Source organism: Paraburkholderia sp. A1BS-2L (genome assembly GCF_051125205.1).
In the GTDB taxonomy this organism is placed as follows: domain Bacteria; phylum Pseudomonadota; class Gammaproteobacteria; order Burkholderiales; family Burkholderiaceae; genus Paraburkholderia.
Window position 1 is genome coordinate 1,100,051 of record NZ_CP120429.1, and the last position, 15,670, is coordinate 1,115,720.

At 61.1% G+C, this 15,670-nt stretch carries 11 protein-coding genes and 1 pseudogene; 1 reads left to right on the forward strand and 11 read right to left on the reverse strand.

All coding sequences use genetic code 11. The features are described 5' to 3' along the window. Positions 1-9: 9 nt before the first annotated feature. Positions 10-2,631 carry a penicillin-binding protein 1A gene (locus tag P5W98_RS19700; RefSeq protein WP_421026397.1) on the reverse strand — a complete coding sequence of 874 codons (2,622 nt, stop codon included), beginning with the start codon at positions 2,629-2,631 and terminating at the stop codon, positions 10-12. A 316-nt stretch (positions 2,632-2,947) separates the two neighbouring features. On the opposite strand from P5W98_RS19700, the gene P5W98_RS19705 reads away from it, so the two are divergent. Next, positions 2,948-4,108 (forward strand): porin, encoded by a 1,161-nt coding sequence (locus P5W98_RS19705; RefSeq protein WP_421027056.1) that lies wholly within the window; start codon positions 2,948-2,950, stop codon positions 4,106-4,108. A gap of 12 nt (positions 4,109-4,120) precedes the next feature. Here P5W98_RS19705 and P5W98_RS19710 read toward each other — a convergent pair whose 3' ends face one another. From P5W98_RS19710 to P5W98_RS19755, 10 genes and pseudogenes are all read right to left on the reverse strand, one after another. After that, the gene (locus P5W98_RS19710) at positions 4,121-4,420 is read right to left on the reverse strand and encodes a hypothetical protein (RefSeq protein ID WP_421026396.1); all 300 of its coding nucleotides are present in this window, start codon (positions 4,418-4,420) and stop codon (positions 4,121-4,123) included. Positions 4,421-4,567: 147 nt separating this feature from the next. Continuing rightward, on the reverse strand, positions 4,568-5,182 hold the full coding sequence (locus tag P5W98_RS19715) for a flavin reductase family protein (RefSeq protein ID WP_421026395.1): 615 nt from the start codon (positions 5,180-5,182) through the stop codon (positions 4,568-4,570). A gap of 144 nt (positions 5,183-5,326) precedes the next feature. After that, positions 5,327-6,583 (reverse strand): hypothetical protein, encoded by a 1,257-nt coding sequence (locus tag P5W98_RS19720; protein ID WP_421026394.1) that lies wholly within the window; start codon positions 6,581-6,583, stop codon positions 5,327-5,329. Positions 6,584-6,713: 130 nt separating this feature from the next. Next, positions 6,714-7,721: a hypothetical protein gene (locus tag P5W98_RS19725; protein ID WP_421026393.1), complete on the reverse strand. Its 1,008-nt coding sequence runs from the start codon at positions 7,719-7,721 to the stop codon at positions 6,714-6,716. Between the two features lie 147 nt (positions 7,722-7,868). Continuing rightward, the gene (locus P5W98_RS19730; protein ID WP_421026392.1) at positions 7,869-8,270 is read right to left on the reverse strand and encodes a TolC family protein; all 402 of its coding nucleotides are present in this window, start codon (positions 8,268-8,270) and stop codon (positions 7,869-7,871) included. Then, positions 8,215-9,940, reverse strand: a pseudogene (locus P5W98_RS19735) (ABC transporter transmembrane domain-containing protein); the annotation flags it as partial. The pseudogene P5W98_RS19735 and the gene P5W98_RS19730, both read right to left, overlap by 56 nt. A 663-nt stretch (positions 9,941-10,603) precedes the next feature. Next, positions 10,604-11,452 (reverse strand): DUF5672 family protein, encoded by an 849-nt coding sequence (locus P5W98_RS19740; protein ID WP_421026391.1) that lies wholly within the window; start codon positions 11,450-11,452, stop codon positions 10,604-10,606. Between the two features lie 286 nt (positions 11,453-11,738). Further along, positions 11,739-12,689: a hypothetical protein gene (locus P5W98_RS19745; protein ID WP_421026390.1), complete on the reverse strand. Its 951-nt coding sequence runs from the start codon at positions 12,687-12,689 to the stop codon at positions 11,739-11,741. 148 nt (positions 12,690-12,837) lie between these two features. Further along, complete coding sequence (locus P5W98_RS19750; RefSeq protein WP_421026389.1) at positions 12,838-14,256, reverse strand: TolC family protein; 1,419 nt, start codon at positions 14,254-14,256, stop codon at positions 12,838-12,840. Next, on the reverse strand, positions 14,246-15,667 hold the full coding sequence (locus P5W98_RS19755) for an HlyD family type I secretion periplasmic adaptor subunit (protein ID WP_421026388.1): 1,422 nt from the start codon (positions 15,665-15,667) through the stop codon (positions 14,246-14,248). Before P5W98_RS19755 ends, P5W98_RS19750 begins: the two co-directional genes overlap by 11 nt. Positions 15,668-15,670: the final 3 nt, after the last annotated feature.

Below are 15,670 nucleotides of genomic sequence, written 5' to 3' on the forward strand. Positions count from 1 at the left end.
CGCGCCGGATCAGTTGCCCTGCTGCGGCGTCGGCGGGGTGTATTGCGCGCCCGCGCTGTTGCCGGCCGCGGAATCGTCGGGCGTGGGCGTCGGCGCGAGCATCGGCTCTTGCGGCGGATACGGCGCCTGCTGGGGCGTCTGCTCCTGATGCGCGGGCTGCGCCACCGAAGCGCCACCGCTACCGGAAGCCCCCAGCACCGGCGGCTGGCCGAACATGCGCGCGATATCCGGCGGCACGGCAGCCGCCGACGCGCCCGATGCCGCGGCCGTCGCCCCCGACGCCGCTGCCGCGCCCGCCGGCGCGACGCCGCTCGAAGGCGGCACTTCGGTCGGTTCGGCGGGCGCCGGCGTCGGCGCGACAACCGGCCCGCCCGCTCGCGACGCCGGTGCATGGGCCGGCGCGCGCGGTGCAACGGCGGGCGTCTTCGAAGCGAACAGGACGTCCATCCACGTCTTGAGCCGGTCGCGGAAAGTCTCGAACGCGCCGGGCTGGACTTCGGTGTCGAAGCGCGCGCGCGGATCGACGATGCGCGCCCGCAGCGCGCGCTGGAAGAAGTCGCCGACGATCGGCAGCGCGCTGCGCGCGCCCTCGGCCTGAAGCGTGACGCGCCCGTCGTCGAAGCCCACCCATGCGCCCGCCACGAGCTGCGGGTCCATCAGGATGAACCAGCCGTCTGCGTTGTCCTGGGTCGTGCCGGTCTTGCCCGCTACGTCGGCGCGAATGCCAAAGCGCGTGCGGATGCTCGCGCCCGTGCCGCGATTCACGACGTCGCGCATCGTGTCGAGCAGCGTGCGGTCCGCCGAGGGCGACAGCGCGCGCTCGGGCGAGGCGCTCGCGAATTCGGCGAGCACTTCGCCCTTGCTGTCCTCGATGCGCGTGACCATGCGGGGCTCGAGGTACTCGCCATCGTTGGCGATGGTGCTGTACGCCGACACCATCTCCTTCAAGGTGACTGGGCTCGTGCCGAGCGCGAGCGACGGCACCGGCTTCAGCTCGCTGTCGCGCACGCCCATCGCGCGCGCGAGGCGCGCGACTTTGTCCGGGCCCACCGCCTGCATCACCTGCGCCGTGATGCGGTTGCGCGAGAACGCGAGCGCGTCGCGCAGCGTCATCGGTTTGTTGCTGGGCGGCACGTCGTCGTTCGGACGCCAGATCTCGCCGCCTTCGAGCGGCATTTCCACGGCCTGGTCGACGATCGTGTCGGTGGGCTTGGCGCCGTCCGCGAATGCCGCGCCATAGACGAACGCCTTGAACGTCGAGCCCGGCTGCCGGCGCGCCTGCTGCACGTGATCGAACGGCTCGCCGGCGAAATCGCGGCTGCCCACCCACGCCTTGATCTGCCCGTTGCGCGGGTCGATCGCGAGAAAGCCCGCCTGCACCGTGGTCTTGTCCTTGCACAGCCCGCGCATGAAGGTGCGGTCGGTGGCGAGCTTCTTGAGCGCGTCTTCGTCGCTTGCTCCGCCGTCACGCGCGCTCTTGTAGTCCGGCGTCTCGCGCATGAAGGTCTTGAACACGTCGTTGCCCGTGGTGCAGCCGTCGCGCCCGCTCCATGCGACGTTCGCGCTGCCCTGCAACTGATTGGCGTGCTGCTTGAGCGCGGCGGTGGCCATCGCCTGCAGACGCGAATCGATGGTTGTGCGCACAACCAGACCATCGGAATAGATGTTGTAGTCGTTGCGGTCGGCCCACGCGATCAGCCATTTGCGCAGTTGCTGCGCGAAATGCGGCGCGGGGCCGGGCGGCTCGGTTTGCCGCTCGAAGTCCAGACGCAGCGGCTTCTTCGAGAGCGTCGCGTACTGCGCGTCGGTGAGCTTGCCGTACTTCACCATCTGGCCGAGCACGGTGTTGCGCCGCGCGAGCGCGCGCTCGGGATTGATCACCGGGTTGTAGTAGGCGTTGCCCTTGAGCATGCCGGTGAGCGTCGCGGCCTGCAGCACGGTCAGCTGATCGGCGGAAACGCCGAAGTAGGTGCGCGCCGCCATCTCGATGCCGAACGCGTTGTAGAGGAACGGCACCGTGTTCAGATAGGTTTCGAGAATCTGCGGCTTGCTATAGACGGCCTCGATCTTGAACGCGGTGATCGCCTCCTTGATCTTGCGCGTGAGCGTGGGCGCGCGGCCGATCTCGTCGGGATAGAGATTGCGCGCAAGCTGCTGCGTGATGGTCGAACCGCCCTGGCGATCCCCCGAGAACGTATGCAGCGCCGCGCCCGCCGTGCGCTTGAAGTCGATGCCGTGGTGCTCGTAGAAGCGGTGGTCCTCGGTCGAGATCAGCGCATCGACCATATGCGGCGAGATCTGCGAAAGCGGTACCCATTCCCGGTTCGAGGGCTTGAATTCGGCGAGCAGCTTGCCGTCGGCGGAAAGAATCCGCGCGGGCTGGTCCACCCGCGCCTTGCGGATGTCGCCGATGCCGGGCGTGAACGGAATCAGCACCAGCACGTAGAGCATGAGCGCCGCGGGCAGCGCGCCGATAGCGATGAGGATGCCGCGCCGGGTGGGATGGCGCAGATGATGTAGCCCCCTGCCGAGCCACGGGCGCGCGAGCGCGCACAGGCGCGACGCGAGGGGCTTCAGGCGGGAGGACCATTGCTCGGCTTGAGCGCGGATGAACGACACGGAACGCTTCACGCGGGGCTTCAGGATCGGCTGGCAAAGCGTGCATCGTACCAAAACCGCCGGGCATGGCTTCTATCGCGCCGATGGCCGCCCGAACCACGCCCTGCCGCAAGTCAAGACGCAATTCATGACACGGCGATGAAATATTCCTTCCAGCGCGTGGAAGAATCTTCTCCAGTCACAGCCGATTTTCCGGCGGCCGCCGATCCCTACACTCCTGACGCTGCTTGCCGGCCTTCGCCCGCAGCAGGCCTTTTCCAAACGCTACGAGAACACCGCATCAGGAGCATCACACGTGAAAAAGAACGCCCTCCCGCTCGCCCCCGCATTGACCACCGCCGTTGCCACCGCCGTCGTAGTCGCCGGCGCGCTCGCCCCTGGCGTCGCGCAAGCGCAAAGCTCGGTCACGCTCTACGGCCTGATCGACGCCGGCATCATGTACACCAACAACGTGGCCAGCTCGGGCGGCAAGGCCGGCAGCGCGCTCTGGCAGGCGACGAGCGGCAACGTCAACGGCAGCCGCTTCGGCCTGCGCGGCAGCGAGGACCTCGGCGGCGGCCTGCGCACCGTGTTCTTGCTCGAAAACGGATTCAACGTGCAGAACGGCAAGCTCGGCCAGGACAACCGCATGTTCGGCCGCCAGGCCTGGGTGGGACTGGCGAGCGACCGGTTCGGCACGCTCACGCTGGGCCGCCAATATGACGAGCTCGTCGACTTCGTCGCGCCGCTCTCGGCCACGGCGGGCACCTTCGGCGACACGGGCTTCGCGCATCCGTTCGACAACGACAACCTCAACCACTCGCTGCGCATCAACAACGCCGTCAAGTACACGAGCAACAGCTATGGCGGCTTCAAGTTCGGCGCGCTGTACGCGTTCTCGAACCAGCCCGACTTCGCGGCCAATCGCGCCTACAGCTTCGGTGCGAGCTATAACAACGGCCCGCTCGCCTTGGCCGCCGGCTATCTGCAGTTGAACGGCACGCAAGGCGCGAACGCGAGCAGCCCGGGCGCGGTGGACCTCGCCGAGTCGGCGGCCAACGGCAAGGGCGGCTTCTCGCTCGGCGCTCAGCGGCTGCGCTCCTTCGGCGGCGGCCTGAATTACAGCTTCGGTCCGGCCACGGCGGGTTTCGTGTTCACGCGCAGCGAATATGCGGGCACGAACGCGTTCGGCTCGCACGGCGGCGACATGAGCTTCAACAACTATGAAGTGAACGGCAAGTATCAGCTGAATCCGGCCTGGAGCCTCGGCCTCGCCTATACCTACACGGACGGCCACGTGGACCGCACGAGCTGGGGCGCCGATCCGAAGTGGCAACAGGTGAATGCGCAGGTGGTGTATCGCCTCTCGAAGCGCACCGACCTCTACGGCGAAGCGATGTACCAGCACGCCACGGGCCACAACTACGTGGCGTTCATCAATACGGCGGGCGGTGCTTCGTCGACGGCGAACCAGGTGGTGGGCACCGTGGGGCTGCGCGCGCGCTTCTGACGACGCGCGGCGCTAACCGAGGACGAGCGACAGCGCGATCGAGATCCAGACGGCGCACGCGCCCGTCAGGAAGCAGCGGCGCGCGAGCAGAAAGCGCGACTCGTCGCCGGGCTTCGCGGGTGAGGTGGCGAGCCAGGGCACGCTGCCGAGACAGGCGAAGCCCGCCAGCGCGAGCACGACGATCACGCGCTCGCCGAAGCGCCACGGCACGGGCTCATGCAGACCCCAGTAGCCAAGAAAGATCATGCCGATGGAAAACATCGTCGATGCGGCCGAACTGAGCGCCACGACCGATCCGGTCGGAGATTGCATGGACTGTCTCCTCTCGCGCGTCGCGCGCCATGTGGGTCGCCGTGCGGGTCGCCGTGCGGGTCGCTGTGCAGATCATTCGCAGGCGACTTGCGGGCCACTATCGGCGCGCAAGCCGGCAGCGGCAACGCGGCCGCGAGCGTCATGCAATCAGGCCGTGGGCCGCACCATCTGGAACATCTCGCCGATCTGCGCGTAGTCCGCGCGATAGCCCGCGCGCATGATGGGCTGCGCGGCATGGGTGTCGAACAGCCCGTCCTTCAGGTACTGCTGCTGGATATGCACGCCCACGACCTGGCCGAGCGCGAGCCAGTTGTTCATGGGCGACCCGTCGAGCGCATTGAGCCGCACGATCTGCAGCAGCTTGCATTCGAGCGCGGCCGGCGCCTCGGCCACGTGCGGCACCGCCACGTTGCGGCCCGGAGCGGGCGTGAGACCTGCCAGCGCGAACTCGTCGACATCGGCGGCGACGGGGGCGGAACTCCGGTTCATCTGCGCGGCCAGCGGGCGCGACGCAAGATTCCAGACGAACTCGCCTGTCGCCTCGATATTGACGATGCTGTCCTTGCGGCCTTCGCTGCAAAAGCCGATCACCGCCGGCGACGTGGCGAACGCGCCGAAGAAGCTATACGGCGCGAGGTTCAGCACGCCCTCCGCGGAACGGCTCGAGATCCAGCCGATCAGGCGCGGCGCGACGATCGCCTTGAATGGATCGTGCGGCAGGCCGTGGCCGGTGGCGGGATCGTAGAAGTAAGTGTCGGACATGGTGAGCGATGGTGGTTCTTGCGGCTCACACTATCGCACGGGACGATAAAAAGCGCTGACGCGAAATGAGCGAGTTATCCACAATTTCCGTGGAAAACCGTGGGGATAACTTGTCCCCCGACAGCACGCCGGCCGCATTGACTGTCACAGTATTCGCGCCACATTTCCCGATATGCGCGTTCGATACCGGCAGCGAATCGTGGCGCGTCCATGAGCGCCGATGCCTCCATACGGGTTCGCAACGTCCCGCGCAGGGCCGCGAGTCGAGGCAGATCGCGTGCGAATGCGTGCGCCGCGCGCACAAATTCGTCGTCGGTATAGGCAACGAGTTCGGGCAGCCCAAGATTTCCGGCGAGGCTGTCGAGCGACGAAATACACGCGTGAAGGATCAATGCCGTGTGCAACATATCTTGCCGTCAAATGAGACCGCGGCACGCCGCGGGGCTCCAGGACGAGCAATCGGGATTCGGGCACAGCGGCAAGTGCACCCGCCCATAGACCCAGAGCATGATCGCTCACCTTGGCTGGATTGTTCAGGCAGCCGAACGTGAACGGCTCGCCGTTCGCGGCAGGCAGGTTGTTGACAGCCAAGCCCCCCGTCAGAGGGTCATAGCACCAGAACGCTTGCGGCAGGCGAATCGTTCGTTCGGAATACAAAGCGTCTCGGCCAGGCTCGCCGACAGGATCGAGCCAACAGTCCGATAAACGATAGTCCATCGCGGGACTACCTGTTGTCCCCGGATAAGCAAGCCACGCAACCTGAACCGGAGCCGGACGCCGCGCAAACAAAAGACGCCGGCTACCCTCCATGTGCATAGTCAAATCAACGAGGATGTCGACACGGTCGGCGCGAATTTGCTGTGCGAGTGTTGCGTCGTCTAATGCGCGCACATCGCGCCAGACGTCTGCAAGACCACGAATTGATGCAGTCACATGATCGGGCTCCGCGACACTCGAGTAGCAAAAGATTTCAAAATCCGCGTGATTGTGATTGGACAATAGCGGAATCGTGAAAAGCGATTGGTAATGCGAATCAAAATTGCCATAAACATAGCCAACACGCAATCGCCGATTGGGCGCCGGGTTGTTCAAGCGCTCCCGCTCGCACACGAAGACCGGCGCCTCACGCTGCGCGGCAAACCGGGAGCACTCGCGCATCAGCACCTCCGGGAAATCGCTCAAAAAAGGGAGCGCGAAAATCAGGTTTGCGTGCGCGACAATATTGTCCGGGTCACACTCCAGCGAGCGGCGCAAAGCCGCTACCGATTCCTCTGCGGCCCCCATCGCAAGAAATACATTCCCAAGAACGGCGTGAGCATTGGCAATTTCCGGATTGAGGATGGCAATGCCTTTGCGCATCGCAAACGAAACCCGCACTCCATGCGGCGAATGCAGCGTCATACATGCGGCGTCTCTCCTCTATAACGCGAAGACCTTAAAGTCGCCTGCGTGCGATTGGTCTGCATGCCATTTTCGGGGGGCGTGAAATCCCCCCAAAAACATGCTACCTCTCAAATTAACCGAGTCATACTTAATGATGTGAGGAAGCAAACACAGTCGTTTCAACCGGCGTCTGGATTGTCGCCGTTGATGTGAGGCCTGCGCTGTTGACCGAGTAGGCGGCCATTGCCGACACGATCTGATTCGCCTGATTGCTCGATGTCAATTCTCCGCCAAGACCGGCTTTAACATTGGCGATAGTAACGACGTTCCCGTTCCCAAGCCCGATTACGGCATTGCCATTCTGGACCGAGAATGACGACGCGTTCATGGAAATACTTCCGCTTGCATCCTCCTTTACGAAGAATCCGCCGGCGGCCTGTATTGTCTCCGCACCATTTGCAGAGTTAAACGATACGCTGTTGTTGCTGCCACTGATGTTGACTGCGTCCCCAGATCCAAGGACGATCTGATTTCCATCACCTACGTTTATTGTATTGCCAGCCCCCTTTGAGTCATCGATTGTCCATTTCGATCCCATTGAAACCGTATTCCCGGAGCCCGATACCGCGACCGTTCCCATCCCGATCCCGCGATCGTAGACCGAGCTGTTACTCCCGGAAACCGAGACGGAGTTGTGCGCTTCGACTGAATTATTGCTTCCGGAAACGCTTGCGGTAGCATTCGTGGCCACAAAAGCGTAGCCGCCATTCATGTTGATTTTTGAATTTACCCCTGCGGTCACATGCGAATTGATTCCAACGGTTATTGTGTCGTTATGCCCGTTGCCTGAGAGAGTATGACCGCCGCCGCCATCTCCATCGATGACAAGACTATTGGCCCCGGCAGAAATGACGTTATTCGATCCCGTGATGACAATTTCGGCGCCATTGGCTGAAGATCCGAGTACCGTGTTTCCATCTCCCACGATACGAATGAAGCCCTGAGTACCGTACGGCACACCGGCACCGCTCTCCAGGAACACCAGATCCGATGAGCCATAGAGGTTCATACCTGCACCGCTTTGGACATCAAAAGTCGTATTGTCGAGTGTGTACGATTCGGCGTTTCCAGTTACAGAAATATAAGACGAGCTCATTAGCATCTCCTGTTATGCGAGCTTAAAATTTCCGGACCGAGTCACCTCGGACCAGGCTAAATGAAAGCATTGCCATACAGGGTTCTGCTCCTCAAATTCAAGTAATTGATTCGCACTGCCACTTTAAATCCATCCACAAGACGATCCCTATTGGAGATCTCCTCGACCCAGTGTTCCCAGCTTCGCTGCCAGATCCACTCTGGCGTGGTCCCAGTCAGCAAGCGCCTGCACACGTTGCTGTTTCGCATTCGCCAGCGCCGCCTGCGTATTCATCAATTCGAGAATGTTCCCAACGCCTGCGTCATAGCGATGCTTTGCGGCCTCCCATGAACGCTCAGCAATCGCCAGCAAGTTCGCACTGTTCTGCGCATTCTGCGTCGCGCCCATGAGCGTCTGGTAACTGCTCCATACATCGAGCGCGACCTGACGCTTCGCTTCGTCTACCATATCCCGTTGCCGGTCGGCCTGCGCCTTTGCCTGATCGACCTGGTAATGCCGCCCGAACCCTTCGCACAGCGGGCGCGATAATGACGACCGTGCGTCCCGCACAGATCGTCTTCATGTTCTCGCGGATAACGCGCTCCGTTTCGAAATCGAGGGCGCTCGTGGCCTCATCAAAGATAAGAATCCGCGGATTGGTCAGCAAAGCTCGCGCGATCGCGATGCGCTGGCGTTGCCCCCCGAAAGATTGCTGCCGTGCTCACCCACCACCGTGTCATAACCTTCAGGTAGTTCGCAGATGAAGCCATGTGCGCCCGCGAGCTCCGCCGCATGAATCACCGCTTCGAGTGGCACGCCAGGATCGCTCAGCGCAATGTTCTCGCGCACCGACCGGTTAAAGAGCAGGTTCTCCTGAAGCACGACGCCAATTTGCCGACGCAATCATCCAGGATCGGCAAGCGCAAGATCCTGCCCGTCGATACGTACGACACCCTGCTCTGGAATGTGGAGTCTCTGCAGCAGCTTGGTGAGCGTGCTCTTTCCCGACCCCGAACGTCCCACGATGCCGATCACCTGTCCCGCGCTAATGCTGAACGACACGCCATCGAGCACGACGGGGCCGTCCGGACGATAGCGGAAACGGATGTTGTCGAACTGTACATCGCCGCGAATGGCCGGCAGCGCCTGGCGTGTCTGCGCAACCTCGGTGCGTGTATTGAGAATGTCGCCGAGCCGCATCATCGAAATGCCGATTTGCTGAAAATCCTGCCACAGTTGCGCCAGTCGCAGTACGGGGGCACTCACTCGCTGCGACATCATATTGAAGGCGACGAGTTCTCCCACGGAGAGCCGTCCGTCGATCACGAGCCGCGCGCCGATAAACAGCGTGACGAGCTTGCCGACGAGCTGGATGAGCTGCTGGCCAACATTGCTGAGTTGATTCACGCGGAAACCGGCACTCACGTACGCCGCGAGCCGCGATTCCCATCGACGGACGAACTGTGGCTCGACGGCCATGGCATTCACCGTCTCCATACCCAAGACTGACTCGACGAGAAAGGATTGGCTGTCTGCGCCGCGTGCGAACTTCTCATTCAGGCGCACGCGGAAGGCGGGCACCAGTAGTGCGGAAACGATGCCGTATACCGGCAGCGATGCCACAACGAGCAGCGTGAACCAGCCGCTGTAAATGCACATCACACCGATGAAGACGAACGAAAAGGCAATGTCGATGATGACCGTGAGCGCCTGGCCGGTAAGGAAGTTGCGGATGTTCTCGAGTTCGCGCACGCGCGCCACCGTGTCTCCCACACGGCGCGCCCCGAAATAGCCCAACGGCAGCGCAACGAGATGGCGGAACAGGCGCGCGCCCAACTCGACATCGATGCGGTTGGTGGTATGCGCAAAAACATAGTGGCGCAAAGCACCATCTGGCCGGTACTGCGCGCGACGATTTCGTCGAGCGGTTTGATGACGGGCGCGACGCCATCCGACTCGAGCACGAGTGCGGTCTTCCCGTCGGTCTTCGCGAGGATGAAATGATGACCCTCTCTATCGAGCACGAGCGCGGGTAGCGGAGTGGCTTCCAGCCTGGCGCGATCCAGCGCGACGATGCGCGCCTTCAGGCCGAGACTCCGGGCGGCGAGCACGAGGTCCTTCTCGCTGAATTGCTTCGTCGTAATCGCGGCGGCATGTTTGAGCCTGGCCGGATCAGCTGCGATGTTGTGAAAGCGGGCAATAGTTACGAGGGCGGATAGCCCGGAATCGGTGAAGGCCACTGCTTCTAATCCTGATTATTCAAATGTCAGGGAAAGCGCCAGACATCGGGATAATATTATCTCGATCAGGATATTTTCTTGAGTGCGCTCAAGGTGAGTCCCATCCCTGGTGTATCCCTCGTGCGCGGCGGCACGATAAGTGCAATACCGGCCAGCGCGTCGCCTGTTCCCTGAATGCCATCTGGTACCGGGTCTCCCGCGTGCTCAAGTGCCGGCGCACGCAAGATTTGTCCACAGTTTTTGTTCACAACTCTGTGTATAACCCGTCCCCTACCGCACACGCCCCCGCCCTGCAAGGCTTTGCGGGCGGGCCGTGGGGGAAATTGCTTTCCCCGCACCACCCTCGAACATCCATTCCCCCACGTTTCCCCACACATTGCGTTGCGGGAAAACCTTCGTCCTCCCACAGGGAGACTGTCCTACATATTAAACATCTGTCCTGTAAAGGATACAAGCAAGCGGAAATGGACAAGCGCTTTCTACAAGTCACTTATCGCACCAATCTGCAAACAGCTTCGTTGTGGCTGCTGCGACGCACATGGCGTGGGAGACGGTGTGGATTTTCCCCACGGCGCGATGATAGGGAAAATCACAGGACATGATTTCCTGGCCGCCGGCCACCACCCTCAAGGCCGTCCGTCTTGATTCACTGCGCCACCTGTTTCAGGCGGCTTCGCAGATGCGCAAACATTGCTGCGCCGTGTCTACATGCAACCCATTCCGCATGAACGCAGCGATAACATCCTGCGCACTCCAGTGTTTCCGGTAGCGCTGGTAAATGGCATTGACGCACGCGAACTTTCTAAAGTCGCAATAGTTTTTTAACAGCGCGACCCCGCGCGGCGAACAGAGCGTACGTATGTCGAGATCGCGAATGATTTCCAACATTTCTCGGTCTTCGATATGCCGCCACATGTTAAACACGCCGTGAAAACCGAACGTCGGAAGTCGCGGAATTTCATACTCGTAGGAGAAGTGATCCGCCACCTCGCCAGATGCGAAACTGATGCCGAAGTCATCCTCAAGGGAGGACCGCCATGTGCCGCAAATCAAGGCATCTTCAACTGCGTCAGGGCCTACCTTAAAACGATCGTCCGACAGTGCCTCAAGCAACTTCGAGGAGCGTAGAGAAAAGCCACCGTTGCCCACTTCCAGGCCCGGCCTCACATTGAGCCAACGGGCTCCGATATAGTCGTATCGGCGAAATGTATCGGTCCACCGCGATCCGTCCACTACGTAGCCGTCCCACTGCACAACGAGCACCCATGGAGTGGAAATGTATCGCGCAAGCTGCTTGATCATAAAAATGGAGTAGTCGCCCAGAGACTGAAGACGCTCTACCCTGACAAATCGCGCTCGCGTGGTGACCTCCTCGTGCGCGAGGAGCAGCGCGTCACCAAATCGGCACTGCGACATCGAAGTATCCAAAGCTCGTGCAGCAAGTGCGGGGTTAATTGTATCGATTGCGCAGATCGTAACGTCAGGCAAATCGAGATAGCGGGTGCCATTCATCTGTATTTATCGAATCAATTGTTTAGACGGTCTACTCCATGCAGCACGCGTCTTAATCGCAACCGCGACTCAGTTGGAGTAAGTGCCGGTGTCAATGAAATTTCAGCACCACCGGTTATTGAAACACCGTCTCATAAATGAATCGTGTACCTGGAAGATGGCCACATGCTTTGCCGCAGCTTCCTGAAGGTTCGCGTTCCGCCGTATCGAGCAGAGGGATTAGCGCCCCGCCGCTCGATACGTTGAACAAAACTAGACTCTATAGCCGGAGCCTTTCATCCGGAGCTCAATGCTGCGCTGATGCAAAAAGCGATGCGTCGGTCACCATCTGCGTCGAAGAATGCACCGAAAGTCCACTCACCCCATTGGAATATGCAGCCATCGCAGCCACAAGCTGGTTCGTCTGGTTGTCTGCTACCACGCTATTTCCGTCGGACGTAAATTTTATGCCGGAAATTGCTACATGGTTGCCGTCGGCAAAACCGATGGTCACCAGACCGTTTCGCATGCTCATCGTTTGCCACGAGTCGGAAAACCAAATCGCCCCAGTCGCGTCTTCGGTAACGTAGTCTCCGCTTGAAGTCGTTATCGACAGCGGATTTCCATTCGGCGTTTGCGCGTTAAACGCAACTGTATTATTAGACCCGGAAAGATTTAGCACCGACTTTCCGTTCACATTGGCGGTATTATCGGCGTTGAGAGTTATCTGATTTCCATTACCATTAACATTCGCCACAAGCTCCTCAAGGAGGATATTGTAGTTATTTGCATTGAACGTCATGGTATTGCCATAGCAGAAGTCGATATTATATCGATCCCGGCACACGTCAATCGTACCGCCGCCTGCGACCGCGTTGATAGTTGCATTTGTACCATTCACCGCCACGGTCGTATTTGCACCGACCGTGACAGTGTCATTGTTGCCATAATAGGCAATGTTGACGCTGCTATTGGTTCCTAACGTAACGTTATCGCCGTTACCACCAATGCTTACGGAACTATTATTTCCAATAGTCGCCGTATCACGGTCACCCCAGTCCGTAACATTGCTGTGATCTCCGGCGAAAATCGTGTTTCCCGCTCCTCCCCATATGGCGACTGACCCAGCGCCATTGCTTACACGTATCTCATTGGATGAACCGGTTAGGTTCATCGACGCACCACTATCCACCTCGAAAGTCGTACCGTCGATCGTATAAGAGCTGTTTGGTTGCGTAACTTCGATAGTGTTGCTCATAGATACCTCTCTTTAGTTGAGCATTGAATTTTGAGCCGGGTTTCCCGGTTCAGTGTGATGGAAGTGCCGCTAATACAGTGGCGCTTCCGGAACCCCATCTCGATACCCTGTTTCTCCAAAAAACATGTGTGTACACGCGGCATTCAGATCAGTGCATGTCTTCCCGCCCCAACGTGCCCAGCTTCGAAGCAAGGTCGATTCGCGCCTTATTCCAGTCCGCTAGCGCCTGTACGCGTTGTTGCTTCGCGTTTGCCAGCGCCGCCTGCGTATTCATCAACTCAAGGATGTTTCCCACACCCGCCTCGTACCGGTGTTTCGACGCTTCCCACGACCGTTGAGCAATGCCGAGCAGGTTCGCGCTATTGCCCGCGTTCTTCGTCGCACCCGTGAGCGTCTGATAGCTGCGCCAGACATCGAGAGCGACCTGTTGCTTCGCATCCTCGACGGCATCCTCCTGCCGTTCCGCCTGCGCCTTCGCCTGATCGACCTGGTAATGTCGCCCGAAGCCTTCGAACAGCGGGAGGCTTACCTGCACGCCGATGTAGGCGTCATGTCCTGTCGATGAGTAGGTCGCTAGGCCAAGCCCCATACTTTGTGGCTGGTTGTTGCGGCTGTACTTCGCGACAAGGCTTATGCTGGGCAGCCCCTGCGCGCGCGTCTGCCAGACTTTCGCGAGCGCCGCCTCGTACTGCGCCTGCGCCGCGCGCACCGAGGGGTGCGTCGCCTGCACATCGCGGATCATTTCCGCCACGGATTCGCCGAACGCCGGGACCGTGCGGGAGTCTTCCGTGACTGGCGGTACATCAAGCGGCACATCGGGCGCAAGGTTCATATCAGCCGCGAGCGTACCCACCGCCGCTTGCGCATCGCTTTCAGCCTTCGTCAGGCTGAACACCGCCTGCTCGTGCTGCGTCTGCGCCTGCAAGGCATCGGTGATCGACACCACACCCCTGTCCGCGCGTGCCTGAGCCGCAGCCATGCTTTCACGTGTCATTGCCTCCACATCACGCGCGGCCTGAAGCTCGGCTATCGCCGTCTGCGCGGTGTAGTAGTCCTTTGCAGCCTGCGCGAAGAAACTCTGCAGCGTCGCATCCCGCGTCGCACGCGCCGCATCGAGCAGCGCATTCGCGCTCTTCAGTGCCGCCTCGCGAGCACCAAAGTCGTAAAGCAGCCAGTTCAGGCCCACGCTCGCCGTGCGCGTGAAGGCGTTGATGTCCTCGCTGAGCGCCGGATGGTTCTCGATGTCGACCACCGAACTCTGCCGTACACCCTGCCAGTTCGCCGATATCGTCGGCAGATACGCCGCGCGTGCTACGCCCACACTCGCCGCCTGAGCCTTCACGACAGCCCAGGCAGCGCGCGTCTTCGGGTTGTTGCACAACGTACGCTCGACCGCTTCGGCGATAAGCAGCGGCCTTCCGGGTGGTCCGCTGGATTCGCAGACCGGCACGATCGAGCCGCCCGGCGTGGCGAAGATATCCTGCTCGGCTCGCAGCACGTCGATCGCATGGGCGTTCACACTCAACGCCGTCAGGCCCGCGAGCAGTGTCCGTAACTTAGCGTTCACGCATTCCCTCCGTTGCCGTGCGCATCAGCGGATCGAGGAAATAGCCGATAACGGTTCGCCTGCCCGTCGCGATATCCGCCGTCACGGCCATGCCCGGCGTGAGCGTGATCCAGCGGTTGTCCACGTGGATGCGGTTCGTTTCCAGCCGGATACGTATCGGAAACGTCAGGCCCAGCTTTTTGTCCTGCAACGCATCGTTCGAGACTTCCGTAATGGTTCCATTCAGGTAGCCATATCGGGTGTAGGGAAACGCCTCGATCTTCACCGCTGCGCGCTGGCCCACCTGCACGAAACCGATATCCCTGTTCTGAAGGCGTGCCTCGACTTCAAGCGCGTCGTCTGGCACGATTTCCATGAGCGACTGCGCCGTTGTCACCACACCGCCCAGCGTATGCACCGAAAGCTGCTGCACCGTGCCGGCCACGGGCGTCGTGAGACTCATGAGCGCCTGACGAGTCTGTGCCTTGGTTTCGTCGTCGCGGTTCTGCGTGACGAGTTGCGTGGCCTTTTCGAGTTCGTCGAGTTGGTCGCGGCGGAACTTCAAAGCCTTCGCCTCGATCTGCGCCCGCTGCTCTGCAATCGCCGCCGTGAGTTCGTTTGCGCGCGCGCGCTGGGCCGCGAGTTCGTGTTCCTTGTCGAGTGCCTGCTGCTCCTTGTCCAGGAAGTCGTTGCGCGCCACGTATTTATCGGCCACGAGTGTCCGGTATGAATCCGCCTGCTCGCGCGCTAGCGGTGCCGTCTGCGCGAGTTTCGCGATCTGCGCTCGCGTGATTTCGAGTTCCGCCTGGCGCTTGAGCAACTCGGCCTGTTCGCTTTCGTACTGGGCACGGTACTCAAGCCAGGCGCCTTCGGCATGACGCTGTGCGTCCTGCATGCGTGCGTCGGGCGCATCGTCGACCTTCGGCACAACCGGCGAGCGGTTGGCGTGCTGGGCCGCAAGCAGCGCGTTCGCCCGGGCCGCTGCGAGTTCCGCATCGAGCCGCGACGTGTGCGCCTTGTCCGCATCGGCTGCGGCCTGTGTTGTGTCCAGTTTCATGAGGAGTTGCCCTTCGGCGACCCGCTGGCCGTCGCGCACGCCAATCTCGCGCACTACACCTGTGATCGCGGGCTGGATCGTCTTGACCCTCGCGTTGGGGATGAACTGACCGTGTGCTGTCACCACGATATCCAGCCGTCCGAACACGCCAATCAGCAGGGCGATGGCGGTCATCGTCACCAACACGCGCATCGCCCAACGCGGCGCCGGATGCACGGGTGTCTCAACGAGTTCGAGTTCAGCGGGCAGGAACGCCAGGTGGTCGGCATCACGCGATGGCGACTCAAACTGCTGACGCATCACCCATACCTCGCGCCACACCGCGCTGTAACGGCGGACTAGGTCCATGAACGCCTGAAGTTTGATTGATTGCATGGA

Excerpts from the sequence above, each read along its gene's own strand:
- P5W98_RS19710 (WP_421026396.1), bottom strand. The coding sequence starts at position 4,420 with ATGCAATCTCCGACCGGATCGGTCGTGGCGCTCAGTTCGGCCGCATCG.
- P5W98_RS19715 (WP_421026395.1), bottom strand. The coding sequence starts at position 5,182 with ATGTCCGACACTTACTTCTACGATCCCGCCACCGGCCACGGCCTGCCG.
- P5W98_RS19720 (WP_421026394.1), bottom strand. The coding sequence starts at position 6,583 with ATGACGCTGCATTCGCCGCATGGAGTGCGGGTTTCGTTTGCGATGCGC.
- P5W98_RS19725 (WP_421026393.1), bottom strand. The coding sequence starts at position 7,721 with ATGAGCTCGTCTTATATTTCTGTAACTGGAAACGCCGAATCGTACACA.
- P5W98_RS19740 (WP_421026391.1), bottom strand. The coding sequence starts at position 11,452 with ATGAATGGCACCCGCTATCTCGATTTGCCTGACGTTACGATCTGCGCA.
- P5W98_RS19745 (WP_421026390.1), bottom strand. The coding sequence starts at position 12,689 with ATGAGCAACACTATCGAAGTTACGCAACCAAACAGCTCTTATACGATC.
- P5W98_RS19755 (WP_421026388.1), bottom strand. The coding sequence starts at position 15,667 with ATGCAATCAATCAAACTTCAGGCGTTCATGGACCTAGTCCGCCGTTAC.